The following is a 26,357-nucleotide window of genomic DNA, read 5'->3' as shown; positions in this document are numbered from 1 at the left end:
TTTACGCCCCGACCTGAAGTGTCAGCACCAGCTGGGTCAGGGCGTGAATGACCAGCCCGATCAGACCGCCGACCAGCGTGCCGTTGATACGGATGAACTGCAGGTCGTTGCCGACGTTTTTCTCGATCTGGGCGACGATTTCATCGCTGTCGAGGCTGTCCAGATAGCGCTGGATGTAGGCATCGATGCGCGGCCCGTTGCGTTCGACCAGCGCCGGCAGCAGCGCGACGGCCTGCTCGTTGAGCCATTCGCGCGCCGGCGCATCCTGTTCAAGGGTGCGTGCGTAATACTCGATGAACTGCTCGATCCAGGCCCGTGACTGCGAATCAGCAGCGTCAAGATCACGGGCCAGCCAGTCCATCAGCTCCTCCCAGACGCCGGCGATATAGTCGCTGAGACGATCGTTATCGAGCAGGTCATCGCGCAGCCGGTCCAGCCGCCGGGCAAGGGCCGGGTCGTGGCGCATGCGCTCGATGAACTCGGCAAACTGATGATCCAGATGCTGACGCAGCGGGTGGTCCGGGTCGTCGCTGACCTCGCTGATCAACCGCGCGCTCTGCTCGACGATGCGCTCGTTGATCAGCCAGCCGGCCAGCCGGTGCATGCTGACTTCGCGTCCCATGACGCGTGGGTTGAAAAGCTTGAAGACGGTCCCGGTAATGAAGTGTTTGACCCGCTCCTGATTGTCCTCGACCTCGAGCCAGCGTGAGAGCCTGGCCAGCGAATCATCCAGCAGCGCCTGATGGCGCCCCTCGGCGGCCAGCACGTTCAGCGCGCTTCCCATCAGCCGGGCCGTATTGATGCGGCCCAGATGGTGGCGCAAAGTGCGGGTGAGAAAATCCCGCGCCGCACTCTGGCGCACCGCCGATAATGAGGTGCTCATCATTTGGGTCAAACGCTCGGCCACCATGACGCGCCGGTCGGGTCGTGACAGCCAGCCCACCAGCGCGCCGGCCACGTCAAAGCGGCGCACGCTGTCGCGCACGTAGGTCTCTGACAGAAAATTCTCGCGGATAAACCCGGAAAGACTCTTGCCCAGCCGCGCCCGGTTGCGCGGAATGATCGCCGTATGGGGGATTTTCAGCCCCAGCGGATGGCGAAAGAGTGCGGTGACGGCAAACCAGTCGGCGATGCCGCCGATCATGGCCGCCTCTGCAAAGGCCGAGACGTACTCAAGCGCCGGGAAGCGGGCCTGATACCAGGTGCTGACGACGTATAACATCAGCGCGCCGATCAGGCAGAGCGTGGCGATGCGGCGTCGGTTGTGGTGTGGCGGGGTCAATCGAAGGCGCTCCCTTGTGAAATGATCTGGCGAGAGCTTAGCGCAGCGCGCGCCTGTGCGTGCATCCTCCACCCATTGGTCCAGGGCGGTTGTTCCGCCTGTTTGATCCGGTCACACTTTCGGTCATTACAATTCAGCGTCGCCTTTTGAAGCCGGATGCTCCTCTCAATCTGTTGCCGGGCACCCGGCGTCTGGAGGCGATAAACACTCTGCGCCCCTGCGTTTTCAGACGACGATAGAGAGACGGCATGACCGACATACCGGATAACCACACAACGACCTCCTCTCTGGAAGAACCCGGCCTTGATTTTCGCCTTGGCGCGCTGGGTGCTGCCATACCGCTGATCTTTTTTGTCGGCTGGGCGATTATCACCAGTGTACTGGGGCTGTCCTCCGAAATCGGTCTGGTCATGGGCTGTCTGTTTGGTTTGACGCTGGGCCTTTTGTTTTGCAAGAGCCGCTGGGAGGCGTATGCCCAGGGGCTTTTCAGCGGCATGGCCCAGCCTATTGGCGTGGTCGCCGTGGTGGCCTGGTTCTATGCCGGCATGCTGGCGCAGGTGCTGCAGACCGGCGGGCTGGTGGAAGGCCTGGTCTGGCTGGGCGGCATTTCGGGGGCCAGCGGCGGCGCCTTTGTGGGCCTGACCTTTGTACTGGCAGCCGTTTTTTCTACTGCAGTCGGCACCGGCTACGGCACCACGGTGGCCTTTAGTACGCTGATGTACCCGGCCGGGGTGGCGCTGGGCTGTGACCCGGTGGTGCTGTTTGGCGCGATTCTGGCCGGCGCGATCTTTGGCGATAACCTGGCACCGGTGTCGGACACCACCATCGTTTCGGCCACCACCCAGGAGGCCGACGTGCCGGGCGTGGTGAAAAGCCGCTTCAAGTACTCGATCATGGCGGCCGTGCCGTCGCTGGTGCTGTTTGTGCTGCTGGGCAACGCCAGCAGCGACGCGGGCGGCAATCAGGAAGCCCTGAACGCGATGATGGCGCAGACCGACCCGATGGGGCTTTTGATGCTCATCCCCTTTGCGCTGGTGTTGCTGCTGGCCCTGCGCGGTCACCATCTGATCACCTCACTGACCTGGGGGATCGTTGCGGCATCCATCATGATCGTGGCGGCGGGGCTTGCCGCCCCGGGCGAGATCATGGCCTTTGATCCGGACAGCGACACCGTGGTGACCGGGGCGCTGGTGGATGGCGTCAGCGGCTACGTCAACATGGCAATTTTGATCCTGTTGATTGTCGCGACCGCGCATCTGCTCAAACTGGGCGGCACCATGAGCGCCGTCACAAAAGGGTTGATGCGCTGGATCGGCGATTCCGTGCGCCGCGCGGAGCTTGCCATCTGGGGGATCGTGGCGCTTTTGAACTCGGCGATCACCATCAATACGGCCGCCGAAATTGCTGCCGCCCCCTTCGTACGCGAGCTGGGCAAAAAGTACCGCATTCATCGCTATCGCCGCGCCAATATGCTCGACGCCGTCACGTCGGCGCTGGGCTATATCTTCCCCTGGGGGGCGCCGGTACTGCTGGGCTGGGCAACGATCACGGCCATGCAGGGCCAGTATGCGTGGCTGCCGGTCGTGGCGCCTACCGAGGTCTTCCCGTTTGTCTTCCACGGCTGGTTTTTGCTTTTGATCATGCTGTTTGCCGCGGCCACCGGCTGGGGGCTGCATTTCGAGGAGGACGAGACGGTTGATGAGGCCACGCCCACACGCTGATGCGCAGGGCGACAACACGATAACGCTGGCAATCGGGGCGCAAATCCCCTATGTTGGCGCTCCTCTTCGCACGGGCAGGCCGTCGGTCTGCCTCCGTCATTGAAATTCCCCCTGCGCTGTCACGGCGCTGTCGCTCTCGCGAAGAAGACGCCAGTATCCGATAGCGCCATGAGACAACCTGTCGATGTCATTTTCCCAACTTGGGCTGTCGCCCGAGCTTTTGCGTGCTCTTGAAGATGCTGGCTACCAGACACCTTCCCCCATTCAGTCCAAGGCGATTCCGGCCTGTCTTGAAGGCCGCGACGTACTGGCAGCCGCCCAGACCGGTACCGGCAAGACCGCAGGCTTTACCCTGCCGATCCTGGAGCGACTGTCGCGCCAGCCGCAGGGCCACAAGCGTCCGGTACGCGCCCTGATCCTGACCCCGACCCGTGAACTGGCCGCTCAGATCGGCGAGTCGGTCGAAAAATACGGCGTTCACCTCAACCCGCGTCTAAAAAGCGATGTGGTCTATGGTGGCGTCAAGGTCAATCCGCAGATCGCGCGGCTGCGTGACGGCGTGGATATTCTTGTCGCCTGCCCGGGCCGCCTGCTGGATCTGGTCGGCCAAAAGGCCGTGCGTCTGGATCAGGTCGAGACCCTGGTGCTGGATGAAGCCGACCGCATGCTGGACATGGGCTTTATTCACGACATCAAGAAAATTCTGCGTCTGGTGCCCAAGCAGCGTCAGAACCTGCTGTTCTCCGCGACCTTTTCAAAAGAGATCAGGGAACTTGCCGGCACGCTGCTGGACAATCCGGTCAGCATTGACGTGGCACCGCGCAACACGGCGGCCGAAAGCGTTGATCAGTCGGTCTACATGGTCGACAAGCCCCAGCGCATGGCGCTTTTGACCCATCTGATTACCCATCATCAGTGGTCCCAGGCGCTGGTCTTTACGGCCACCAAGCACATGGCCAACCGCGTCACCCAGCATCTGCAAAAGGCCGGTATCACGGCGGCGGCCATTCATGGCAACAAGAGCCAGAACGCCCGCACCGCGGCGCTGTCCGGTTTCAAAAGCGGTGAAGTACAGGTGATGGTGGCCACCGACGTGGCCGCGCGCGGCATCGATATCTCCGAGCTGCCCAACGTGGTCAACTTCGAGCTGCCCAAGACGCCGTCCGACTATGTCCACCGCATCGGTCGTACCGGCCGTGCCGGCGCCACCGGTCAGGCGGTGTCGCTGGTCATGCCCGACGAGCGCGGTCAGCTCAAGCAGATCGAGAAGCTGATTGGGCGCAACATTCCCGAGGCGCGCGCCGAGGGCTTTGACTTTACGCGGGCCGTGCCGGAAACGCCGGATGAGCGCGAACAGCGCCCGGGCGGCGGCCAGCGTCGTCAGGGCAGTGGCCAGGCGCGCAACAATGGCGGTGGCGCTCGCAACGGCGGCGGCAACGGCCGCAGTGGATCAAACAATCGCTCGCGCAGCGGTGGCGGTGGCAGTACCGGCAGCACTGGCAGCAACGAGCAGGCACGCCCGGCGCGTCGCCGTCGGCGCAGCAGCTCGGGCTCGGCGGACAACAGCGGCAACCGCTGATCGCATGCTGCATCCTGTGTGATGATCTCAAAACCGTCTGCTTCGGCAGGCGGTTTTTTTATGCCCGCTTTCCGGTAGACGCCTGCAGCGGGCAGTGGCATGGTCGCTGGCCTTCACTGAGCGATGAGCAAAAGAGGCGTGCGAGCATGCGTGCAGCAAGGCATTCAAAGGGACTGACCCATGAGCAGCAGGCGCGTCGCGCGGCGCTGGGCAGTTTTGTCGGGGCGGTGGTCGACTGGTATGACTTTCTGCTTTACGGGATCGTGGCGGCGCTGGTGTTCAATTCTCAGTTCTTCCCCAACGTGAGTCCGGCCGCCGGCACGCTGGCGGCGCTGGCGACCTTTGGCGTGGGCTTTCTGTTCCGCCCGCTCGGGGGCATCGTGTTTGGTCATTTCGGGGATCGGCTGGGGCGCAAGCGCATGCTGGTGCTGACCGTGATGCTGATGGGGGTCTCCACGGCACTGATCGGGCTGCTGCCAACCTATGCCACCATCGGCGTCTGGGCTCCGGTCCTGCTGGTGACGCTGCGCGCGCTGCAGGGTTTTGCCGTGGGCGGCGAGTGGGGCGGTGCGGCGCTGATGGCGGTCGAGAGTGCGCCGCGTCATCGACGGGCGTTTTACAGTAGCGGTGTGCAGGTAGGTTACGGGGTAGGGCTGATTCTGGCCACCGGCAGTATCTCGCTTTTAAGCCACTATCTTGATGATGCCGCCTTTCAGAGCTGGGGCTGGCGGTTGCCGTTTGTCTTTTCCGTTGTACTGGTGGCGATTGCCTTTTGGGTGCGCGCGGGGCTTGAGGAGTCGCCCGAATTCAAGGCAGCCGTCGAGGACAGGGCGCAGACACCCGCCCGGCCGCCGGTGCTCGAGGCATTGAGCCGGCATCCAAAAGCGTTTTTACAAATCATTGCGCTGCGCCTGGCCGAGCTTTTCACGATGTATATCGTGACCACCTTTGCGCTGAGCTACTCCACCAGTCATCTGGGCCTGTCCCGCGAGCTTTTTCTCAATATCGGATTGCTGGTCGGCGCCATCAGCTGCGTGACCATTCCGCTGTTTGCGCTTCTGGCCGACCGCTTCGGCCGTCGTCGCGTGTACGTGGTGGGCGCGCTGGTCGGCGTACTGTGTGCCTTTCCCTTTTTCATGGCCCTGGAGGCGCGCTCGACTGTCTGGATCGTCTTTTTTGCCGTCATGCTGGCCAACATCGCCCATGACATGGTGGTCAGCGTTCAGCAGCCCATGTTTGCCGAGCTTTTCGGCACGGCCTACCGCTACAGCGGTGCCGGCGTGGGCTATCAGGTGGCAAGCGTTGTGGGCGGCGGGTTTACGCCGTTTATTGCCGCCGCCCTTGTGAGCATGGCCGGCGGCAGCTGGCTGCCGGTGGCGGTCTATCTGGCCTGTGGCTGTGGGCTGTCGGCGCTGGGCGTGATGAGCATCCAGCGCCACCGCGCTGACCGGGAAGGATGACACACAGGGCCGGCGGCGGGTCGGTGGCTGTCACGTCACGGTCATGGCGCGGGCGACAGGGGCAGGCGGTGCGACTACTCTTAAGCATTACGCAACAAAACGGCTTTTTCATCTCGCCATTTGTGGGAAACGATGTCTTTTACCGGGTCAAGCTCAATGCCACGTCGCTCCATCGCTGCCCTGATCAAGGGACTCAAGAAGCTGCTTCACGTTGTGGCGCGTCCGGCCAAGTCGGAAAAGGTCCACGGCGGCAGGCTGATTCATACCTACCGCGGCTACGGCACCCATCGGGAAGTGTTTTTGATGGGTCGGGTCTTTCGCCAGCCCGGCTTCAATCTGGACCTGCCCGACGGGTCATGGCGGCGTGACCTGGCCGATATCGTGCGCCGTACCGTGCGCTGGGGCATCAAGCACATCGATGTCCAGATTCAGCTGAGCGATCAGACGGTCACGGTGACCACCGACCGGGATGGCTATTTCAACGCCCACATTCAGCTTGAAACGCCGCTGCCGGGGGATCGGATCTGGCACGAGGCACATCTGCGCATCATATCGCCGAGCAAGGATCACAAGAGCTCTCGAGCCAATAGCGGTGCCGGCGGCGATGCCGTAGCGGATATCTATATTCCGCCGGCCGATATCGACTTTGCCGTGATCAGCGATATCGACGATACGGTGATGTACACCGGCGTGGCCAACAAGCTGAAGATGATGTATCACCTCTTCATTGCCCGCGCCGAGCAGCGCATGGCTTTTCCCGGCGTGGCGGCGCTCTATCGCGGATTTCATGTGGGCGATGGGGATCAGCACTGCCAGCGACCGCTTTTGTACGTCTCGCGGGCGCCGTGGAGCATCTATGAGATGCTGGAGGCGTTTTTTCGACTCAATCGGATTCCGGTCGGGCCGATTCTGTTTCTGCGCGAATGGGGGCTGACGCTGCAACACCCGCTGCCGCGCAAGGCCGAAGACCACAAGCGTGCACTGATCGAGACCATGCTTGAGCTGTATGATCCGCTGCCCTTTGTGTTGATCGGCGACAGCGGCCAGCACGACCCCGAGGTCTATACCGACATCGTGCGTGACTATCCCGGCCGCATCCGCACGGTCTATATCCGCGATGTCAGCAACGATGCCGACCGTCAGCAGGCCATCGAGACCCTGTCGGATCAGATCGACAAGGAGCAGAACAACGACTGCACGCTGGTACTGGCCTCGGACAGCCTGACCATGGCCGAGCATGCCCATGAACACGGCTATATCTCGAGCGACGCCCTGGAGCGCGTGCGTGAGTCCCAGTAGCGCCTTTGCTCAGCTCGCACGGACAAGCCGGACGCAGAGGTTGTTGGCCGGCATGTCGATGATGTCGGCTGCTACCAGCCCCGCTTCTTGAGCGGCCGGCAGCACTTCCTGTTCCAGATCCCGCACGCCCCAGCGACAATCGCTCGCCTGAAGGCTTTGATGAAAGGCAGCATTGCTTTCAGCTTTCAGCACGCCGTTGCGGCTGAACGGGCCGTATAGCAGCAGCCAGCCCTGCGGCGTCAGATGCCGCGCGGCGCCGTCGAACAGATCCAGCGTGGCCTGCCACGGTGCAATGTGGATCATGTTGAAACACAGCATGGCATCGACACTCGAGGCTGCCAGCGGCCACGGATGTTCCCCGACATCCAGCGCCAGCGGCGGCTGCAGCCGAGCGTCAGGGACCGCTTGATACAGTCTCTTTCGCCAGGCACTGATCGAGGCCAGCGCTGCAGGCTGGGCATCGCTGGGGGTGAACTCGTGTTCGGGCATGTTGTGAGCGAAGTAAGTGATGTGTTCGCCGCTGCCGCTGGCAATTTCCAGTACACGCGAACCCGTCGCCAGATGCGCCTTCAGCACGTCCAGCAGCGGGCCGCGATTGCGCTGCGCCGCCGGGCTGTACTGACGGTTATCAAAGGCAGTGCTTGAATCATCCATGGTGGTCATGTGCTTTCCTGTTCACGTTTTTTCGTGGTGAAGGGGTGCGCCGGGCACAATATCCGATCACAAGAGACTGGGATGAATTTGAACCAGCGACCATACTTGCCCTGTCACGTCGGTTTTCTGCTATGTTAGAACGCTTTTTTGAATGGACTCAGTGAGGCGACGCATCATGACAGTCAATATCCCTGCCAACGAACAAGAGCTTCTTGCCATGCCGGCTGAGGACTACATGAACGATGCGCAGCTGGAATATTTTCGCCAGCTGCTGCTCAAGGAGCGCAAGGAAGTCGAAACGACCCTTGAGGAGATGCGCGGCAGTATCGGCATGGCAGAAAGCAGCGGTGATGACAGCGACCGCGCAGCCAGTGAAGAAGAACTGCGCTATACCCTGCGTCAGGCCGATCGTGAGACGCGTCTGTGGCGCAAGATCAATGCCACGCTCGATCGTATCGAAGAGGGGGATTACGGTTTCTGTGAGGAGACCGGCGAACCCATCGGCCTCAAGCGCCTGCTGCTGCGTCCGACCGCGACGCTGACCATCGAGGCCAAGCAGCGACAGGAGCAACAGGAAAACCATTACGCCCGCCGCCGCTGAATGGTGCCACCGATGCCGGTTCACCGCGCCTGCCCTGTCTAAAAATCGCCCCATCCCGGGGCGATTTTTTTATTCCTGAACGTTGTGCAATACGACGTTTTTCTTCGACCTCTGGCTGATACTTTATTAATCGAATTAACCCATGTTAAAAGCTCAAGAAAGATTGGTGAAAATACCAGAAGGCTAATAATAATGAGGTTTTCGATAATTAGGTGAAAGGTGTGACCCACATCATCCAATCTGCACATACATCTTTCTAATGTAAGCGTTATTATCCTGTAAAAGAATAATGAAAAGACATCGATACGGGTCGGTCATGACAGTCTCTGGTCTGCCTTTTGACACAGGCTGGTCTACAAAACGCCTGGTTGATGACGATATGCACGGATGAATCGCTGCTTCTTGGGCATTTGATGCTGCCAATGTGCAGGCATGATAGCCGCCTCCTGTCAGGCCACCGCTGACGGGGCGTGCCCATTCATGCTGCCGGAGGTAGCTGGAAGTGGCTTTTTTTCTGGCAGGGGCAGGGAGCCTGGAAAATGCCGAAAGGCATGATGGTACTTGTATCGATAGTCACGTTGCTGCTTTTCTGCGGCCCGACGGCGTACGCCCATGAGCCGATGGTGCTGATCGCCAATCCGTCGGCAACGCCTGGCAACATGACCCGGGAAACCGTGCGCGCCATTTTTGCCATGCGACAGCGCACGCTGCCCGATGGCGAGGCGGCGCATGTTTTTGTGCTGCCGGACAAGCACCCGCTGCATGAACGTTTTACCAAGGAAATTCTTGGCGTTTACCCCCATCAGCTGCGCCTTTCCTGGGACCGGTTGGTATTTTCCGGTACGGGACAGGCGCCCAATGAAGTCGGTTCGGTTGAAGAAATGCGACAACGTGTGGCCAGTACGCCAGGCGGGCTGGGCTATCTGGAAAAAGGAGCCGTGGATGATAGCGTCAGCGTTTTTACGGTGGAGTAACCCGTTTCGCCGTTCTCGACATGCCGCAGCGCTGGCGGTTATCGCAATGGCCGGCAGCGCTTCGCCCGCGCGTGCCGACATGTTCGACACCGTGCAGGCACACGGCTTTTTGAGTCAGGCGCTGATCATCAGTCGGCATAACGACTTCTTCGGCCCCAGCAGTCGGGATGCTGGCAGCCTTGAGTACACGGAAGTCGGGGCCAATGTTTCCATGCGCCCAAGCAACAACCTGCTGGTGTCCGCTCAGGTGCTGAGCCGTCGTGCCGGTGACGACAACAGCAGCTACGAGCCCCGTCTTGATTACGGGCTGCTGGATTATCAGTTCATTACAGCGAACAGTCGTGTCGCAGGCGTGCAGATCGGGAAGCTTAAACAGCCTTTTGGTATTTATAACCAAACACGCGATGTGGCGTTTACACGGCCCAGCATACTTTTGCCGCAGTCGATATATTTTGATCGCACCCGAGCTCCAGCGCTTTCTTCCGAAGGTATCTCCATTTATGAAGAGGAGCATTTACCTTCCGGCATCCTCTATTTCCAGGCAGGTGTGGGCAAGGCCAATACTGACAGTAACGTAAAAAACACTATTTGGGGCTCAAGGGTACCGGCTTCCATCGACGGGGCATTGTCTTCGATCGGGCAGGTCGTTTACGAGCATGGTCCGGGCGATATTGTTGCAGCTTTAACGATTGCCGATGCCAATATAGACATTGACGGCCCGCGTGATGCACCTGATCGTTACTCCTTCAGACCGATAATAATGTCACTTCAATATAATCATGGGTATTGGAGTGTGACGGGTGAATACGCGCTCAGGCGCCAATCATTTACCGGTGGAGACTTTGATCAAAGCATTACCGGGGAAAGTTGGTATCTCCAGTATACGCAACGTTTTCTTGAAGACTGGCAGTGGCTTTTGCGGTATGACTCGCTTGTCAATAATCGCGACGATCGAAACGGGAGCAGGTTTGAGGCTGACGGAAGAGGTGCCAGCCATTCTCAATTCGCCAGAGACTGGACGCTGGGCCTGCAGTGGAATGCAACTTCCGACCTGCTGCTTTCAACGGAGTATCATCATATAAACGGTACAGGCTGGTTGCCCAGAGATCAGGATGTATCGGATCAGTATTGGGGGATGTTTCTTTTCCAGGCTTCATGGCGTTTTTGAGCCCGTCATATATGGAGACGCATGTATCTGCCATAGGCATTCCGGGAGAACGGCATGAACTTTAGCCTGAAATGGCGCGCTATTATATTAACCAGCCTGGTAATGGTGGGGCTGGCAAGCACCTTTACACTGGCCAGCTATCAAAATCTTTCAGAGCAGTTCAAGGCGTCTCAAAAGGCCAGCTACAGTAGTCGTATTGAAGACATCAATATGTCTCTGGAGCGGTCATTTAATGATTTGCGACAGATTGCCAGCATTGTCGCCTCGTCAAACAGTCTCGGTAAGGCACTGGAAAACAATGACTATGCCTTTATTGACCAAACACTCCAGTCTCAATGGCCAACCCTGCAGATCGAGGTAGGGATTGAAAGCCTTTCTGTTTTGAACATGGCCGGGACCAATGTATCCACCTTTGGCCGTCTGCAGGAAGATGTGCCCGAACATCTGATGAACGCCTGGGAGCAAAGCGTCATTCTTGATGAGATGCCCGCCGAGACGCTGATTTGTACGGAAGTATGCCGTCAATATATTGCTGTACCGGTTCTGGAAAATGGCGAAAGCGTCGGAGTTGTCGTTATTACCAGTTCCCTGATCGACGTTATTCTCTATACAAACAAGAGTTCGGGGGGCGATGTGGCGCTCTTGATTCAGGGAGAAACTTCCACAAGTCATGCACATTATCTGCCCTCCTGGCAGGCCTCCATTATTGCGCTGACCAACGAAGAAAAAGAGTTACCTGTCATAAAAGATGCTGCGCGCTCATATTCTCTGGCGTCGATGGCTCAAAAGGCGATTCGCATGAATCATGGGCATGGCAGCTATGAGATATTTGCCATGCCGCTGGAAAATTTCCAGGGAAGCAGTGATGTCAGTCATCTCCTTTTAATATCGGACATCACACCCCAGGTGAAGGGGATTGTGGAAAACACCAGAAATACTTTTATCATCGCCGTGCTGGGCTGGCTGGTCGCCGAAATCTTTCTTTTCATGATCCTGTGGAGACCCATGGCCAGACTCCGGCGTCTTTCCAGTGCCTTGCCCTCTCTTGCCCACGGTGGTTTCGAGCGCGTCAGGCAAAAAACGCAGCCAAGAGACAAACGATGGAAAGACGAAATAGATATTCTCGACAAGGCGGCCTTTGATCTTGCCGATCAGCTTGAGCAGCTTGAAGACAAGGTATCCATACGGGATCTGGAGTTATCAGCACGTTTAAAAGAGCTCGCAAAGGAAAGAGACTTCATTGGTGGGCTGCTGGACAACGCGCACGTATTGATTCTGACGCATGACAAGCAGGGCGAAATAACGCTGATCAATCGACATGCTCAGGAAATGATGGGAGAAAGCCACTCTCTGATCGGTGGCTCCTTTGAAAAGATATTTAATCTTCGAATGCGTTCGGCCACGCGATTATCGAATGGCACCAGACAGCAGGAAAGTTCGATAAGAATACACACCGGTGAAGAGATTATTGTCACCTGGGTTCATGCACCCTTGGACCCCGCTTCTGAAGACGCAATCCATATTTCGGTAGGCCTTGATATTACTGCACGCAAGCAGGCTGAAAAGCGACTTGCGTGGCTCGCCCATCGCGACCCCCTGACAGAGCTTTATAACCGGCGCTTTTTTGAAAACAAGCTAAAAAGCGTCATGCAGGATGACAGTAACAAGGGGGCAGTACTCTATCTGGATCTTGATCAGTTCAAAAACGTGAACGAGCTGGGAGGCCACCACTCGGGCGATCAGTTATTGAAGCGGGTAGCACAGGCGTTGACTGAAGAGGTGGCCGGGAGAGCCACCGTGGCCCGTCAGGGGGGCGATGAATTCTCGATCCTGCTTGAAAACGCTACAGCAGAAGATGCCTGTCACATGGCATCGAGAGTGTTTCACCAGCTTGAAGAAATCGTTTTTTATGAAAACGGTCGCCGTCATCGTGCCATGGCAAGTATCGGGATAGCGTTGTATCCGGTACACGGTGAAGATCATATCAAGCTGATGGCCAATGCCGATTTTGCCATGTACAAGGCAAAAGAGATGAGTGGCAACAAGTGGTACCTGATCCCCGAAAAATATGACACAAGTCATGAACTTCAGGAGCGCGTTTACTGGCTGGATGAAATACGTCGGGCATTGAGCGAGCGGCGGTTTGAGCTTGCTGTACAGCCTATTGCCTGTGTCGAAAAGGGCACCATCCAGCACTACGAAGTTTTGCTTCGCATGCGTGACGAAAACGGCAATCTCGCCATGCCGGGCCTGTTTATTCCTGCCGCGGAAAGAAGCGGCCTGATTGTTGAAATAGATCGATGGGTTTTAAACGAAAGCCTTGATTTGCTGGCAAAGCTGCGCGACCAGCCCATTCATCTTGCTGTGAACATCTCTGGAACAACATTGCAGGATGAAAGCTTCAGGGACTTTGTAGAAAAGGCCTTGAACAAAAGGGGGCTTGATCCTGCACGCTTGATACTGGAGGTTACCGAAACGGCTGCCGTCACCGATTTTTCAACAGCAAACAACCTGTTGAAAGGCGTTCAGGCGCTGGGTTGCAAGATTGCACTGGATGACTTCGGCGTCGGGTTCAGCAGCTTTCATTACCTGGGGCAGATGCCCAGCGACTATATCAAGATCGATGGCTCTTTCGTGAGTGAGATGCTCAAGTCGCAGGAAAACAGGCTGGTGGTCAAGGCTATCGCCGATGTGGCCAAGGGTTTTGGAAAAAAGGTGATTGCAGAGTTTGTGAGTGATCCGTTGATTCTGGAAGCGCTGAAAGAATTAAACGTCGACTACGCGCAGGGATATTATGTGGGTGTGCCCATTAGGCCGGAAGAAGCATTTAATATGTTGATAGGGTAGCAATACATGAGCAGGGAACTTTTTGCCAGAGATTACAACGTTATCTTTGCGGCAAGTGAAGAGCAAAAAAAAAGAGTTTATGCGTTAAGACACAGTGTCTATTGTGAAGAGCTTGGCTTTGAGCCCATTAATACAAAAGAAGGCGTTGAAAGAGACCCCTTCGACGAAAGATCACTGCACTGCTTGATCGAAAGGAAGGAAGACCAACAGGCCGTTGGATGCGCAAGGCTTGTACTGCCATCAAGCGACAGGCATTCCTTCTTTCACAGAATGCCACTTGAGATCAAGTTCGCCTCTTTGCTTGAAGACAGCGATAAACATCCGGATCTCTTTGAAAGAGAAAGTATCTGCGAAATATCCCGAGTGGCCATCCTGAGCCATGTCAGAAAGGTAAACAGTGCCACGGCCCTGACCCGGAACGCCACTCAGGCGATCAGAACAGCAGCGCTTTTGAAAGCCGGTCTTTTCCTGTCAGTACTTGCACTGGGCAAAATATCCGGGCGTCGATATGGTTTCGCCATGATGGAGCCTTCTCTGGCGAGGCTTTTGTCCTACTCGGGGTTTCGGTTTTCAAAAGTCAGTCACTATCTGGACTTTAACGGTAAAAGAGCCATCTACCATAGTGACTGGCAAGAGGCGGTCGGACAGCTGCGCCCGGATATGCGCGAGCTGTACGAATATATTGCCGAGAGTTTCAGCACAAACCCTGCTGATCACGATGAAAGCACTGCAGTGATGGCCGGATGGCAGGACATTTGAACACGCCATCCGGCTACCCATCATTGTCCTACTGATTCAGGAACAGATCCCTGTACTGATGCGGCTGTGAGCGCAGATACTGGTTTGGCGCTGTCACCTGCGCGCCCAGGGCGGCAGCGGCATGCCAGGGCCAACGCGGGTTGTAGAGCATGGTTCTGGCCAGGGCGATCGCATCGGCGTCACCGGTCGCCACAATGGCCTCGGCCTGTTCCGGCTCGGTAATCATGCCCACGGCAATGGTCGGCATATCAACAACCTTACCAATGGCGCGCGCCAGCGGTACCTGATAGCTCGGGCCGACCGGAATCTGCTGGGCCGGCGTCAGCCCGCCGCTGGAAACGTGGATGAAGCTGCAGCCCCGTGCGTCGAGCTCGCGAGCCAGTGTCTGACTCTCCTCGACGTGCCAGCCACCGTCCGCCCAGTCTGTGGCGGAGATGCGCACGCCGACCGGTCGTTCCTGCGGAAAGACTTCCCTGACGGCATCAAAGACTTCAAGCGTCAGACGCATGCGATTTTCCAGACTGCCGCCGTACTGATCGCTGCGCTGGTTGGATAGCGGTGACAGAAACTGGTGCAGCAGATAGCCGTGGGCTGCGTGAATCTCGATCGCCTCGATGCCCAGGTGCGCCGAGCGCTCGGCAGCCGCCCTGAACTGCTCGCGTATTTTTTGAATCTCGTCGATGGACAGCGCCTGCGGGGCGTTTTCCTCATCGCCGTGGGCAATGCTCGAGGGGGCGACGGTCTGCCAGCCGCGCGGTGCGTCGGGCGCGATCTGCGCGCCGCCTTCCCAGGGCACATGGGTCGAAGCCTTGCGCCCGGCATGGCCGAGCTGAATGCCCAGCGCCATGTCCGAGTTCCGGCGTACGGCGTCCAGGGTCTGCTTCAGGGCCTGTTCGTTGTCGTCGTTCCAGAGCCCCAGGTCGTCAGGGCTGATACGGCCTTCCGGCGACACCGCCGTGGCCTCCAGAATCAGCAGGCCGGCACCCGAAAGCGCCAGATGGCCGAGGTGGATGGTATGCCAGTCGGTGGCATTGCCATCGCGGGCCGAGTACTGACACATCGGTGCGATCACGATGCGGTTGGGCAGCGCAAGGCTGCCCAGCGTCAGGGGTTCGAAAAGGCGAGGGGAGGGCATGGCAGTACTCCGTGAACGATGGGGTCGAGCTGATGGGCAAAAGTCTGGCACAGACGGGTTTTGTTAGCACGCTATTAAAATGGATGACGCTCATCGAAAATTTTTTACTCGGTTTCGGAACTCTTCCTCGCAGGGCGACTCAAAGTCAGTGTTCCCTTGAATGATCCCTTGCAAGAAATATTCTTGTCGCCTGCCATCCCCTGGCAGGCTTTTTTTTGCCCATCGTGTCCGATGACGCCAGAGCAGATTATCTGAAAGCTACAATAGAGCCTTCGCCTCACTGGAGCGTCACGCATGCTTTCGTCCCCTTTACTGTCCGGTGTGCCCTCGATTGCGCACGGCTTCGGTCATCGCCATATGCTTACCCCCGAGGTGCTGGCCGATTTCGAATCGGCACGCCCGCGAAAGCAGCAGGTGCACGGCACGCGCATTGTGACGGTCAGGACGCCGGGGCAGGCCTGCGGGGAGGCCGACGGATTCGTGACCGACCGGCCGGGGGTTCCCGTCTCGATCGTGACGGCCGACTGTCTGCCGATTCTGCTGGCCCATCGAAGCGGGCGATATATCGGCGCGCTGCATGCCGGCTGGCGTGGCCTGCTGGATGGCATCGTCGAGGCCATGCTCGGGCGGATTGCGGCACTTGTGTGGGGTGATCTGTCCGAATGGGTCGCGGTCGTCGGCCCGGCCGCCGCCGGCAGGGCGTATGAGGTCAGCGAGGCGCTGGTCGAGCGGTTCAGGACAGCACTCGATCTGCCGGAGGCGCTCATATCGCCCCGGCCCCGCCATCTGGCGCTGGGGGTCATTGCCTGTCACAAGCTTGAGGCCGCCGGCGTGGGCGAGATCGCGCATCTTGATCAGTGCACCATCACCACGCTGGTCGATGGTTCAACGGGGCCGGTCGACGGCCCGGACCCGGACGCCTACCGATTCCAGAGCCATCGCCGTCATACGCTGACACACCCCGAGGGCGATCAACGTCCGAAGCTGCCCAATCAGCATTCGGGTCTGGTGATCCTGCCCTGAGCGGGAGTGTTTCACGTGAAACGCGCAGGACTTGTCACAACACACTAGAACGACGAGCCGGGCGTGGTCAGAAAGGCCAGCTCCTCGGGGGTGCTGTGACGGCCCAGGGCGTCATTGCGATGCGGGTAGCGGCCAAAGCGCTCGAGAATGGCCAGGTGGCGATGCTCGACGTCAAGATGGCGCTCGAGTCCGGGCTGGCCGAAAAGGCGTACGGCGTCCCGGTGAACGATGAGGGATTCGCTGTGCATCCAGGGCATGTAGAGAAAGGGGCGCTCTTTCAGTACCAGCCGCTCATCACAGCCCAGGCGCACGGCTTCCTGCGCCAGTACCAGCGCCTGTGGGTCATGGGAGAAGGCGCGCGCCTCATTGCGGTAGACGTTGCGCGAAAACTGATCGATGACGATGATTTCGGCCAGACGGCCACGGTCACTCTGATGGTGGTTGCCGTCGTCGTTGCCGCTTCCACTGCTGCTGTCGCGCCAGTGGGCCAGCTCGCCCTGACGCGCTGCCGCCAGCAGCGCGCCAAAGCGTGTGGTGATGGTGGCATCCAGCGCGTCATCGCGGCGAAACCACTGTCCGGGCGAGAGCGTCTCGAACCAGAACGTCAGGACGTCATCGACGTCACTTTCGCGTGTCACGCTGGTCCTTGCCGGTCGTCAGCGGCTGGCCGGTGGCCAGCGACATCATGAATCGCTTGACCGGCGCCATGCGATCGGCGCTTTTCAGGCCCCTTTCTGCCAGCGAGCGCAGCGGTGCGAAGGGCAGGGTAAAGAGATGGTGAAGCTGTTCGACGCCGGTCAGCATGGCAGCGTTGCGTGGCCACTGGCGGCGCTGATAGCAGCTCAGCGCACTGCTGGCCCCCGGATCACTTTCCTGCTCAAGCGCCTGCGCCAGTGCGACCACATCGGCCAGCCCCAGGTTGATGCCCTGACCGGCCATGGGATGAATGACATGGGCGGCATCGCCGATCAGCGCCACGCGCTTGCCCGCATAGCGCTGGGCGTGGAGCCGGCGGATCGGGAAGCGCCCACGTTCGATGATGGTTTCAATCCCGCCAAGACGCGCCGGGAAGGCCTCGACAATGGCACGGCGTAGAGCGTCATCGTCCATGCCCATGCGTTTCTGGATCTGCCCCGGCGTGTCGTACCAGATCAGCGAGGCCTGTCGATCATGCAGCGGCAGCAGCGCCACCGGCCCGCTCGGGGTAAAGATCTGCCAGGTGGTATGACCCGGCGACTCGGTCAGGCGCACGTTGATGATCATGGCCTCCTGAGCGTAGTCGCGCTGCTGGCTACTGATGCCGGCCAGGTGCCGCACCTGGGAGCGGGCGCCGTCGGCGCCGATGACAAGACGAGCGTCCAGCGCACGGCCGTCGTCGAGCAGGCCGTCAACGTGGTCGTCATGGCGCTGAAGCGACGACAGGCGCGATTCGCTGATCAGCGTGACCTGCGGCTTCGCCTCGAGCGTCTGCCAGAGCGCATGGCGCAGGCGCTCGTTTTCAACGAAAACGCCAAAGCGCGTCAGATCGATGTCCTCGGCGCTGAAGCTCAGCGCGTCCGGGGCGTCGCGGCTGCCGGCTTCAAGCCGGTCGAAATCGGTCAGAAAGCGTGCCGGCAGATGCGCCATGACGCCGGCCTCTTCCAGAAGCGCCAGCGCGGCACTGTTGAGCGAGGTGGTACGAAGCTGCAGCGCCTCATCGGGCGCTTCGGGCGCGCGGTCGCTGTCGAGCACCGTGATGGTAAAAGCAGTGCGGTCTGCCAGTCGGGCGGCCATGGCCAGTCCCGCAATGCCGCCGCCGACAATGACGATGTCGGATTTGATCGTGCTGGTGTCTGTCATGGTTGCGCCACCCGTGTAAACAATGCCGTGTGAGGGGAATTTTCCAGTATAAACGACGCCTGTCCTGCCGGCGTGGCCGACATAATGTCGCGCTTGCCGGTGTCGCGGCCCTGGAAGCTCTCAGACCGTCATGGTCGGGTCGTCGGAGAGCAGTCGATTGGCAAAATCAAGCAGGGAGTCGGTAATGACGACCTCATCGGGGCGCTCGAGCTGATCCAGATCGCCCCGGGTAATCTCGCCCTTGCCGGTCAGCACCAGCGCTGTTTTACAGCCCGCGCTCTGACCGGCCTGCAGATCGCGCAGGCTGTCGCCCACCATCCAGGCCTCATCGAGATGCTCGAGCTGGCACAGATCACGAATCTGGTACAAAAGCCCCGGTTTGGGCTTGCGGGTCTCGCTCTCATCTTCCGGGCCGTGGGGTGAATACACCACATGGTCGATCCGCCCGCCGGCCGCCTCGACTTCGCGACGCATTCGATCGTGCATGGCCTCAAGCGTTGCCTCATCGAAGTAGCCGCGGGCGATGCCGGACTGATTGGTCGCCACGGCAATGAGCCAGCCGGCCTGATGCAGGCGGGCGATGGCTTCCAGCGCCTGGGGAAAGGCCAGCCACTGCTCCGGGCTTTTGATGAATTCGATGGAATCCTCGTTGATCACGCCATCCCGGTCGAGGATGATCAGTCCTGCATTCATGTGAACACTCTCTTCGGTGGTTCCCGAAATCGGGTCGCGTTTCAGGGTGTCGCCGGTATTGCGGATGCCGGCCGGCCCCTGGTTTCTGGACGCCATGCGTTGACTACATTACATTGAATCAAATTCTTTTTTCGGAGTTCACCATGAAAAAGCCCGTTTCGATGCTCGGCGCGGCCCTGATCACGGCCGGTATGCTGGCCGCCCCCATGGCCATGGCCGGCAGCCAGGGCGCCCCGCAGGGCCAGCAGCAGGCCCCTGCACAGATGCAGCAGCCTCAGCCCGTTGAGTCTGGCACATTGTCCCAGCAGTACAACGATGACGAGCTGCGCTCGTTTCTGGACGTCAATCGCGACATGATTCCGGTCATCCAGAATCTGTCCAGCCAGAACGTGGAAGACCAGCAGCAGGCCCAGTCGCTGATGCAGGACTTCCAGAGCAAGACAGAAGAGTCCCTGCAGGAGCACGACCTGTCTGTTCAGCAGTATCAGCAGATCGGTACCGACGCCTCGCGCGACAAGGCACTGGAACAGCGTCTGATCGACATGGACCCGGAGCTCTACCAGCAGCTTCAGTCCATGCAGTCTCAGGCGCAGCAGCAGCCGTCGCAGTAATGTCGGCGCCCGTGCGGCACAGGCCGCAGGGGTGAAGACGATCAAAAGCCGGCCCGCCATTTGGCGGGCCGGCTTTTTTCATGGCGTTTTCATGCAGTGGCGTATCGAGGGCCTGTGTCGAGCGTCGGTCTCGAAGGTCGGTCTCAAAGGCAGGTTCTGAAGGTCTGCCTTGAAGGAGGCTGCAATCACGCCGACAGGGCGGACTCGTGATGACGACCGCGCCACCACAGCGCCAGCCCCACAAGGCTGGTGGCAATGCCAAACGCCGTCACGCCCGTCCAGCCCAGATGGCCATACAGCCAGGCCGAGACCAGCGAGCCGGCCGCCCCGCCCAGAAAATAGCTCACCATGTAGGCGGCATTGAGCCGGTTCCGGGCATCGGGGTCGATGCGATAGACCATGTTGAGGTTGGTGATGTGCACCAGCTGCACGGCAATATCGAGCACCAGCACGCCAATCAGAATCGCTGTCAGCGAGTGCTCGGCGCCCAGCAGCGGCAGCCAGCCCAGCAGCAGCAGGACAAGCCCGGCCGTGGTGGTCACTCGCGCCCGGCCGCGATCCACCTGGCGCCCGGTCCAGGGCGCGACCAGCGCCCCCGCCGCGCCCAGAAGCCCCAAAAGGCCGATGGTGGCATCGCTGAACTGCCAGGGATGATTGGATAGCAAAAAGGCCACCGGGGTCCAGAAGGCGGCAAACAGCGCGAAGGTCAGTGCGCCCAGCGCCGCACGCAGGCGCAGCGCCGGGTGCGTTGCCAGAAGGGTGCCCACCGAGCGAATCAGCGCCGTATAGCCAAGCCCGGCGTGGGTGGTGAGCCGGGGCAGGGCGCGCCACAGCAGTGCCGTGGTGATCAGCATCAACACCGCGGCCACCATGTAGACCAGCCGCCAGTTGCCCAGCGTGGACAGGGTGCCGGCAAAGGTGCGCGCCAGCAGGATGCCGATCAAAAGCCCGCTCATGACGGTGCCCACGGCGCGACCGCGCTGCTCGGGCGCGGCAAGCGTGGCCGCAAACGGCACCAGCACCTGAGCGACCACCGAGAACACGCCGGTAATGGCGGTGCCCAGCAGCAAAACGGCCAGATTGGTGGACAGCGCACTGACCACAAGTCCTGCGGTGGCCAGCAGCATCATGATGACCACCAGCCGGCGACGCTCGATCATGTCGCCCAGCGGGACCAGCAGCAGCAATCCGGCGGCGTAGCCGAGCTGCGCGGTGGTGACGATAATGCCGGCGCCCGAGGTGGTCAGCGCCAGCTGGTCGGCGATGGTATGTAAAAGCGGCTGGGCGTAGTAATTGCTCGCCACCGAAATGCCGGTGGCGACGGCCATCAAAAGCAGCAGGGGCGTCGGCAGGGCCTTTGTTGTCGTATCCCGGGATGTCACGGTGAGCGCCTCTCTGGCTTGAAGCTTAACAGGAGAGGCGCAGTGTGAGCCGCTTTACGGCCGGGCGCAAAACCATCAGGACTGGCGCACGTGCTCGGGCAGCGGATAGCGCCGGCTCGAGCGCCCGGCCTTGACCACCTGCCCCGGCACGTCATGGCCGACCAGCGCCGGCAGGGTGGCAGACACTGCCAGCAGCGCGTCGAGATCCACGCCGGTATCGATGCCCATCTCTTCAAACATGTGGACCATATCCTCGGTGCAGACATTGCCGCTGGCGCCGGGCGCGAACGGACAGCCGCCCAGCCCGCCGAGTGCGGCATCAAAGCGCGTTACCCCGGCCTGCCAGGCCGCGAGCACGTTGGCAAGGCCCATACCGCGGGTGTTGTGCACGTGCAGCGTGATAGAGAGCTCGGGCCAGCGGGTGAGCACGTTCTCACAAAGCGTTTTGACCTGCGCGGGGTTGGCCATGCCGGTGGTGTCGCAAAGCGAGACGCCACTGATGCCTAGCACTGTCAGCCGTTCGATGATGTCGATGACGCGCTCGGTGGGCACCTCGCCGTCAAACGGGCAGCCAAAGGCCGTCGAGATCGAGGCGTTGATGAACACGTCCCGCCCGCGGGCCTGCTCAATCATCGCGGGAAAGCGCGCCAGCGACTGCCAAGGCGTCATGCGCAGATTGGCCAGGCCGTGGCTGTCGCTTGCCGACATCACCAGATTGAGCTCATCGGCACCGGCCGCCAGCGCCCGCTCGACGCCGCGTTCGTTGGGCACCAGCGCCACGTAGTCCACGTTGTCATGGCGGGCAATGCCGGCCATCACCTCCCCGGCATCCGCCAGATTGGGAATCGCTTTGGGGGAGGTAAACGAGGTGGCCTCGATTTTCGTCACGCCGGTACCCGAGAGGGCATCGATCAGGGCGATCTTGTCGGCCGTGGGCACGAAGCGCTCTTCGATCTGCAGGCCGTCGCGCGGCGCGACCTCCTGAATGTAAACGCGCTGGCTCATTTTACTCGCCTCCTTCCCGGTGCGGCGGGGCCGGTCGGTCGATGTCATAGAGCACGCCACGCTCGAAAAGCGAGCGCTGGGTCTCGGCATCGATGCCCAGTTCGTCGAGCACGCCTTGCGTATGCTGGCCCAGTCGCGGGCCGCCGCCCTCGATGTGACCCGGCGTGCGGCTGAGTTTGGGCATCACGCCGGGCACCTTCAGCTGGCGCCCTTCGGCAGTAATGATGGTCTGGATCATCTCGCGGGCCTGATAGTGCGGGTCGCTGACGATATCGCGCGCGGTATAGGGATAGCCCGAGGGCACGTGGGCGGCCTCCAGCACGTTGAGCACGTGCTCGCGGGTGTGCTTGGCGGTCCAGGCGCCGATCGCCTCATCGATGCGCTCGGCCTGACGGGCGCGGCCGTCGTTGTGGGCCAGCGCCGGGTCCTCGGCCAGATCGGGCCGCTCGATGGCCTGCATCAGACGCTGATAGATGCTGTCGCCGTTGCCGGCGATCAGCACATGCTCGCCGTCGCGGCACGGATAGGCATTGGACGGCGTGATGCCGGTCAGGGCGCTGCCGCTGGGCTCGCGGATCACATCGGCCCCGTCGTATTCGGGAATCAGACTCTCCATCATGGCAAACACCGATTCATAAAGGGCCACGTCGATGTACTGACCCTGACCGCTTCGGTGACGCTCCTGCAGCGCCAGCAGCGCGCCGATCACGCCATAAAGCGCCGAGAGCGAATCGCCCAGACTCACGCCAACGCGCACCGAGCGCTCGCCGGGATGGCCGGTCAGATAGCGCAGCCCGCCCATCGCTTCCCCGATCACGCCAAAGCCCGGGCGGTCGCGATAGGGGCCGGTCTGGCCGTAGCCGGAGATGCGCACCATGATCAGGCCCGGGTTGGCCGCACTCAGTGCTTCCCAGCCCAGCCCCCACTTCTCCAGCGTGCCGGGGCGAAAGTTTTCCACCACGATATCGGCTTCCTCGGCCAGCCGACGCACGATGGCCTGACCCTCCTCGCTTCGCAGATCCAGCGACAGCGAGCGCTTGTTGCGGGTCTGCACGTGCCACCACAGCGAGGTGCCGTCCTCGACGATGCGCCAGCGGCGTAGCGGGTCGCCGGTATGGGGTGGCTCGATCTTGATGACATCGGCGCCGAACTCGCCAAGCAGCTTGGTGGCAAAGGGACCGGCGATCAGCTGGCCCAGCTCCAGTACCTTCAGACCGGCCAGCGCCGGTGTCGGTGCGTCCGTGGCAGAAGTGGTGTCATGAGCTGTCATGGGGGCTCCCGGGCGTAATGATGATCGTGAGCATGGCCGAGCCGCAGCCGGCGTCACAATTGGGGTTTGACCAAGGCAGCGTTCGCAGCCGGCGAAGACAGTGTCAGACTGACGGCCTGTCTGATCGGAGAGCCCATGAAGCGTCTTGATTTTGTCACCCTGCGTCTTTTTGCAGCGATCGCCGACGAGCGCAGCCTGACGCGGGCTGCTGCGCGCGAGCATCTGGCGCTGGCCGCGGTCAGCAAGCGCATCAGCGATCTGGAGGACCAGATCGGCATTTCGCTGCTCTATCGCCGCCCGCGGGGGATTGAGCTGACCCCGGCCGGGCACGCCTTTTTGCACCACGCCCGGCTGATGCTCGAGAGCCTGTCGCGCCTTGATGCCGACATGAGCGAATACAGCGTCGGCATCAAGGGTCATGTCCGATTGCACGCCAACACGTCATCGGTCATCGAGTTTCTGCCGGACGATCTGGGCGATTTCATGGATCGCTTCCCGCAGATTCGCATCGACATGAAAGAGCGGCTGAGCCATGAAATCGTCACCGCCGTGCGCGACGGGCTGGCCGATATCGGCCTGTACGCCGGGCACGTGCCGGCCGACGGGCTGGATGCCCGGCTATGGCGGCGTGATCGGCTGGTGCTGGTGGTGCCGCAGGATCATGCGCTGGCCGGCGAGGGCGCGGTGGCGCTCGAGCAGGCGCTCGACAACGACTTTATCGGCCTTGAGCAGGACGCCTCGCTGCAGGCGCTGCTGCAGGACGGCGCGCGCCGCTTTGATCGGCCCCTGCGCATGCGCATTCAGGTGCGAAGCTTTGAAGGCATCTGTCGCATGATCGATCGCGGCATGGGCATCGGCGTGCTGCCCTGTCGGGCGGTCAATGCCGAGCGCCTCGGCCTGCGTCTGGCCACGGTGGCGCTGACGGACAGCTGGGCGCTGCGCGAGCTGCATCTGGTGATGCGCGACTACCACGCTCTGGCCGTACCCGCCCGGCAGTTGGTGGATCACCTGCTGCGCTGCGGCGCGCGCGATGGCCCCGCTGATGAGGCGATGACGCGATAGGCCGGGTCTGCGACCAAGGTCGTGGCGCTTCGCCCGTGACGAAGTCGCGCTTGTTGAATGACCAATATCCATCTGCCGTGAGGGCTCGCTAGAGTCCGACATGGTCTTTTGTCCGCCGCGCCCGCGGCGGTATTTCTGCCCGGGAGAGCGTCTCATGAAACCCGCAATGTCCGAGCCCGTTCGCAAGCGCCGCGTCTGGATAGGCTTTATCGTGCTGTTTGTGCTCATCAACCCCTGGTACTTCGCCAGTGATGCCGGCTCGACCCTGGTGATGGGCATCCCGCTGTGGGCGCTGACCATCCTCGGGGCGTCACTGCTTTTGTCGGTTTTCATTACCTGGACGATCAAGACCCAGTGGCAGACCGACAGCGATGAGCGCTATGGCTGTGGAAAAGAGAGCGGCGATGGCGGAGATGACCACCGCGGCGCCACCCGCCGTGATGAGGAGGGCTGATCATGGAAGTCGAACTGGCGTTCAGCGGCTGGTCGGGCATCTTCGTACTCGCGCTTTACGGCGCGTTGATGCTGGGTGTGGGCCTCTTTGCCTTTCTGCGCAATCGCGGCATGCGTGAAAGCCTTGATGAGTACTATCTGGGCGGGCGCGGTCTGGGCGTCATGGTGCTCTTTTTCACCTTCTTTGCCACCCAGTACAGCGGCAACACCGTCATCGGCTACCCGCCCACCGCCTATCGCATGGGCTATCAGTATCTGGTGTCGGTGCCGTTTTTCATCATGATCATCATGGTGTATCTCTTCTTCGCGCCGCGTCTTTATGCGCTGGGGCGGCGTTTCTCGCTGTTGACGCCGGTGGACTGGATCGAGCTGCGCTTTCGCTCGAAAAAAGTGTCGATTCTGGCGGCCATTTTGATGCTCTATGGCCTGGCCAACTATCTGCTCGAGCAGTTCGTGGCGATCGGGCAGGGCGTGTCGGGGCTGACCGGCGGCACCATTCCCTATCAGGTCGGTGTGATCTTTTTCATCATCATCATGGTGGCCTACAGCTGGCTGGGCGGCATGCGCTCGGTGGCCTATACCGACACCATCCAGGGGATCGCGCTGCTGTTCGGGGTGTTCACGCTGTTGATCGGCTCGCTGTATTACTTTGGCGGTCTGCCCTCGGCGGCGGCCAACATGCAGCTCAACGCGCCCGAAAAGCTCAATCCGCCGGACGGGGCCGGACTGACGCGCTGGTTCAGCCTGCTGGTGCTGGTCGGTATCGGCGCGGCGATCTACCCGCATGCCGTGCAGCGCATCTTCTCGGCGAAAAGCGAGGCGACGCTCAAGCGCTCGTTCATCCGCATGGCCTACATGCCGTTTCTGACCGCCGGCGTGGTGTTCATGGTCGGCATCATCGGCATCGCTGCCTTTCCGGGGCTGTCCACGGCCGAGTCCGAGCAGCTGGTGGGCATGATGGCCAACGCGCTGGCCAACCAGAACACGTTTTTCTACTGGGCAATGGTGCTGCTCTTTGGTGGCGTAATCGCGGCGATCGTCTCGACCGCCGACTCGGTGCTTTTGACCTTTTCCTCGATCATCTCCAACGACCTGTACGGGCGCTATATCAAGCCTGATGCCAGCGAGTATCAGAAGGTGCTCGCCGGCAAGCTGGTGGGGCTGGTGGCGGTCGCCATTTTGATCGTGATCGCCTGGTATCCGCCGGCCACGCTCTATCAGATCTTCGTGCTCAAGTTCGAGGTGCTCATCCAGGTCGGCCCGGCGCTGATTCTGGGGCTGTACTGGACGCGTCTGAACGCCCGCGCCGTCTTTGCCGGCATGCTGGCCGGCGCCGTCATGGCCGGCGTGTTCACCCTGATGGGCTATCGGCCGCTGGGCATCTACAGCGGACTGTGGGGGCTGGTACTCAACACCGGTATCTGCGTGGTCGGCACGCTGCTGTCCGGAGCCGACAGGGCCGAGCGCGAGCATGCGCGCAAGGTGATCGGCTTTGAATACTGAGTCGTCGACGAACCGCCCATGACGGCATCGCCTGCAG

At 60.6% G+C, this 26,357-nt stretch carries 23 protein-coding genes; 14 read left to right on the top strand and 9 right to left on the bottom strand.

The genetic code is table 11. From position 1 onward, the window contains the following. Position 1 precedes the first annotated feature (1 nt). On the bottom strand, positions 2-1,282 hold the full coding sequence (locus ACXMYO_RS13200) for a DUF445 domain-containing protein (RefSeq protein WP_438765235.1): 1,281 nt from the start codon (positions 1,280-1,282) through the stop codon (positions 2-4). A gap of 248 nt (positions 1,283-1,530) precedes the next feature. On the opposite strand from ACXMYO_RS13200, the gene ACXMYO_RS13195 reads away from it, so the two are divergent. The 4 genes from ACXMYO_RS13195 to ACXMYO_RS13180 all read left to right on the top strand — a co-directional run bounded on the left by ACXMYO_RS13195 (position 1,531) and on the right by ACXMYO_RS13180 (position 7,341). Next, complete coding sequence (locus ACXMYO_RS13195) at positions 1,531-3,003, top strand: Na+/H+ antiporter NhaC family protein (protein WP_457809045.1); 1,473 nt, start codon at positions 1,531-1,533, stop codon at positions 3,001-3,003. A gap of 184 nt (positions 3,004-3,187) precedes the next feature. Beyond that, positions 3,188-4,582, top strand: a complete 1,395-nt coding sequence (locus ACXMYO_RS13190) for a DEAD/DEAH box helicase (protein ID WP_438765233.1) — start codon at positions 3,188-3,190, stop codon at positions 4,580-4,582. 146 nt (positions 4,583-4,728) lie between these two features. After that, positions 4,729-6,042, top strand: coding sequence for a shikimate transporter (gene shiA / locus ACXMYO_RS13185; protein WP_457809044.1), 1,314 nt, complete (start codon positions 4,729-4,731; stop codon positions 6,040-6,042). 156 nt (positions 6,043-6,198) lie between these two features. Continuing rightward, complete coding sequence (locus ACXMYO_RS13180) at positions 6,199-7,341, top strand: App1 family protein (protein WP_438765231.1); 1,143 nt, start codon at positions 6,199-6,201, stop codon at positions 7,339-7,341. Between the two features lie 9 nt (positions 7,342-7,350). On the opposite strand, the gene ACXMYO_RS13175 is transcribed toward ACXMYO_RS13180, so the two are convergent. Then, positions 7,351-8,004, bottom strand: coding sequence for a DUF938 domain-containing protein (locus ACXMYO_RS13175; protein WP_457809043.1), 654 nt, complete (start codon positions 8,002-8,004; stop codon positions 7,351-7,353). Between the two features lie 166 nt (positions 8,005-8,170). On the opposite strand from ACXMYO_RS13175, the gene dksA reads away from it, so the two are divergent. From dksA to ACXMYO_RS13150, 5 genes are all read left to right on the top strand, one after another. Further along, positions 8,171-8,596, top strand: a complete 426-nt coding sequence (gene dksA / locus ACXMYO_RS13170; protein WP_438765229.1) for an RNA polymerase-binding protein DksA — start codon at positions 8,171-8,173, stop codon at positions 8,594-8,596. Positions 8,597-9,147: 551 nt separating this feature from the next. Further along, positions 9,148-9,570, top strand: a complete 423-nt coding sequence (locus tag ACXMYO_RS13165) for a hypothetical protein (RefSeq protein ID WP_438765228.1) — start codon at positions 9,148-9,150, stop codon at positions 9,568-9,570. Positions 9,571-9,616: 46 nt separating this feature from the next. Further along, on the top strand, positions 9,617-10,738 hold the full coding sequence (locus ACXMYO_RS13160) for a hypothetical protein (RefSeq protein WP_457809042.1): 1,122 nt from the start codon (positions 9,617-9,619) through the stop codon (positions 10,736-10,738). A 54-nt stretch (positions 10,739-10,792) separates the two neighbouring features. Then, entirely contained in the window at positions 10,793-13,585 is a 2,793-nt protein-coding gene (locus tag ACXMYO_RS13155; protein WP_457809041.1) for an EAL domain-containing protein, read from the top strand. Positions 13,586-13,591: 6 nt separating this feature from the next. Beyond that, positions 13,592-14,344 carry a PEP-CTERM/exosortase system-associated acyltransferase gene (locus ACXMYO_RS13150; protein WP_457809040.1) on the top strand — a complete coding sequence of 251 codons (753 nt, stop codon included), beginning with the start codon at positions 13,592-13,594 and terminating at the stop codon, positions 14,342-14,344. A gap of 28 nt (positions 14,345-14,372) precedes the next feature. On the opposite strand, the gene ACXMYO_RS13145 is transcribed toward ACXMYO_RS13150, so the two are convergent. Continuing rightward, positions 14,373-15,479 (bottom strand): NADH:flavin oxidoreductase/NADH oxidase, encoded by a 1,107-nt coding sequence (locus tag ACXMYO_RS13145; protein ID WP_457809039.1) that lies wholly within the window; start codon positions 15,477-15,479, stop codon positions 14,373-14,375. 294 nt (positions 15,480-15,773) lie between these two features. On the opposite strand from ACXMYO_RS13145, the gene ACXMYO_RS13140 reads away from it, so the two are divergent. Beyond that, positions 15,774-16,502, top strand: a complete 729-nt coding sequence (locus tag ACXMYO_RS13140; protein WP_457809038.1) for a polyphenol oxidase family protein — start codon at positions 15,774-15,776, stop codon at positions 16,500-16,502. Between the two features lie 44 nt (positions 16,503-16,546). Here ACXMYO_RS13140 and ACXMYO_RS13135 read toward each other — a convergent pair whose 3' ends face one another. From ACXMYO_RS13135 to gmhB, 3 genes are all read right to left on the bottom strand, one after another. Next, complete coding sequence (locus ACXMYO_RS13135) at positions 16,547-17,140, bottom strand: DUF924 family protein (RefSeq protein ID WP_457809037.1); 594 nt, start codon at positions 17,138-17,140, stop codon at positions 16,547-16,549. Continuing rightward, positions 17,124-18,341, bottom strand: coding sequence for an FAD-dependent monooxygenase (locus tag ACXMYO_RS13130; protein ID WP_457809036.1), 1,218 nt, complete (start codon positions 18,339-18,341; stop codon positions 17,124-17,126). The genes ACXMYO_RS13135 and ACXMYO_RS13130 overlap by 17 nt, the downstream gene beginning before the upstream one ends. Before the next feature lie 120 nt (positions 18,342-18,461). Beyond that, positions 18,462-19,034, bottom strand: coding sequence for a D-glycero-beta-D-manno-heptose 1,7-bisphosphate 7-phosphatase (gmhB, locus tag ACXMYO_RS13125; protein WP_457809495.1), 573 nt, complete (start codon positions 19,032-19,034; stop codon positions 18,462-18,464). Between the two features lie 143 nt (positions 19,035-19,177). On the opposite strand from gmhB, the gene ACXMYO_RS13120 reads away from it, so the two are divergent. After that, the gene (locus ACXMYO_RS13120; RefSeq protein ID WP_438765219.1) at positions 19,178-19,645 is read left to right on the top strand and encodes a DUF4168 domain-containing protein; all 468 of its coding nucleotides are present in this window, start codon (positions 19,178-19,180) and stop codon (positions 19,643-19,645) included. Positions 19,646-19,830: 185 nt separating this feature from the next. On the opposite strand, the gene ACXMYO_RS13115 is transcribed toward ACXMYO_RS13120, so the two are convergent. From ACXMYO_RS13115 to ACXMYO_RS13105, 3 genes are all read right to left on the bottom strand, one after another. Then, positions 19,831-21,027: an MFS transporter gene (locus tag ACXMYO_RS13115; RefSeq protein ID WP_457809035.1), complete on the bottom strand. Its 1,197-nt coding sequence runs from the start codon at positions 21,025-21,027 to the stop codon at positions 19,831-19,833. 75 nt (positions 21,028-21,102) lie between these two features. After that, a complete protein-coding gene (locus ACXMYO_RS13110; protein ID WP_457809034.1) occupies positions 21,103-22,032 on the bottom strand; it encodes a hydroxymethylglutaryl-CoA lyase in 930 nt (309 codons plus the stop codon). A 1-nt stretch (position 22,033) separates the two neighbouring features. Beyond that, positions 22,034-23,302 carry a CaiB/BaiF CoA transferase family protein gene (locus tag ACXMYO_RS13105; protein ID WP_457809033.1) on the bottom strand — a complete coding sequence of 423 codons (1,269 nt, stop codon included), beginning with the start codon at positions 23,300-23,302 and terminating at the stop codon, positions 22,034-22,036. A 135-nt stretch (positions 23,303-23,437) separates the two neighbouring features. Between ACXMYO_RS13105 and ACXMYO_RS13100 the strand changes: the two genes are divergently transcribed. The 3 genes from ACXMYO_RS13100 to ACXMYO_RS13090 all read left to right on the top strand — a co-directional run bounded on the left by ACXMYO_RS13100 (position 23,438) and on the right by ACXMYO_RS13090 (position 26,320). After that, on the top strand, positions 23,438-24,364 hold the full coding sequence (locus ACXMYO_RS13100; RefSeq protein ID WP_457809032.1) for a LysR family transcriptional regulator: 927 nt from the start codon (positions 23,438-23,440) through the stop codon (positions 24,362-24,364). Positions 24,365-24,518: 154 nt separating this feature from the next. Continuing rightward, on the top strand, positions 24,519-24,818 hold the full coding sequence (locus ACXMYO_RS13095; RefSeq protein ID WP_457809031.1) for a hypothetical protein: 300 nt from the start codon (positions 24,519-24,521) through the stop codon (positions 24,816-24,818). A 2-nt stretch (positions 24,819-24,820) separates the two neighbouring features. Further along, positions 24,821-26,320: a sodium:solute symporter family protein gene (locus ACXMYO_RS13090; protein ID WP_457809030.1), complete on the top strand. Its 1,500-nt coding sequence runs from the start codon at positions 24,821-24,823 to the stop codon at positions 26,318-26,320. The last annotated feature ends 37 nt before the right edge of the window (positions 26,321-26,357 follow it).

The sequence above is a fragment of the Kushneria sp. EE4 genome, assembly GCF_977968315.1.
The sequence above is the reverse complement of the archived record's forward strand: the minus strand, read 5'-3'. Positions and strand labels throughout refer to the sequence as shown.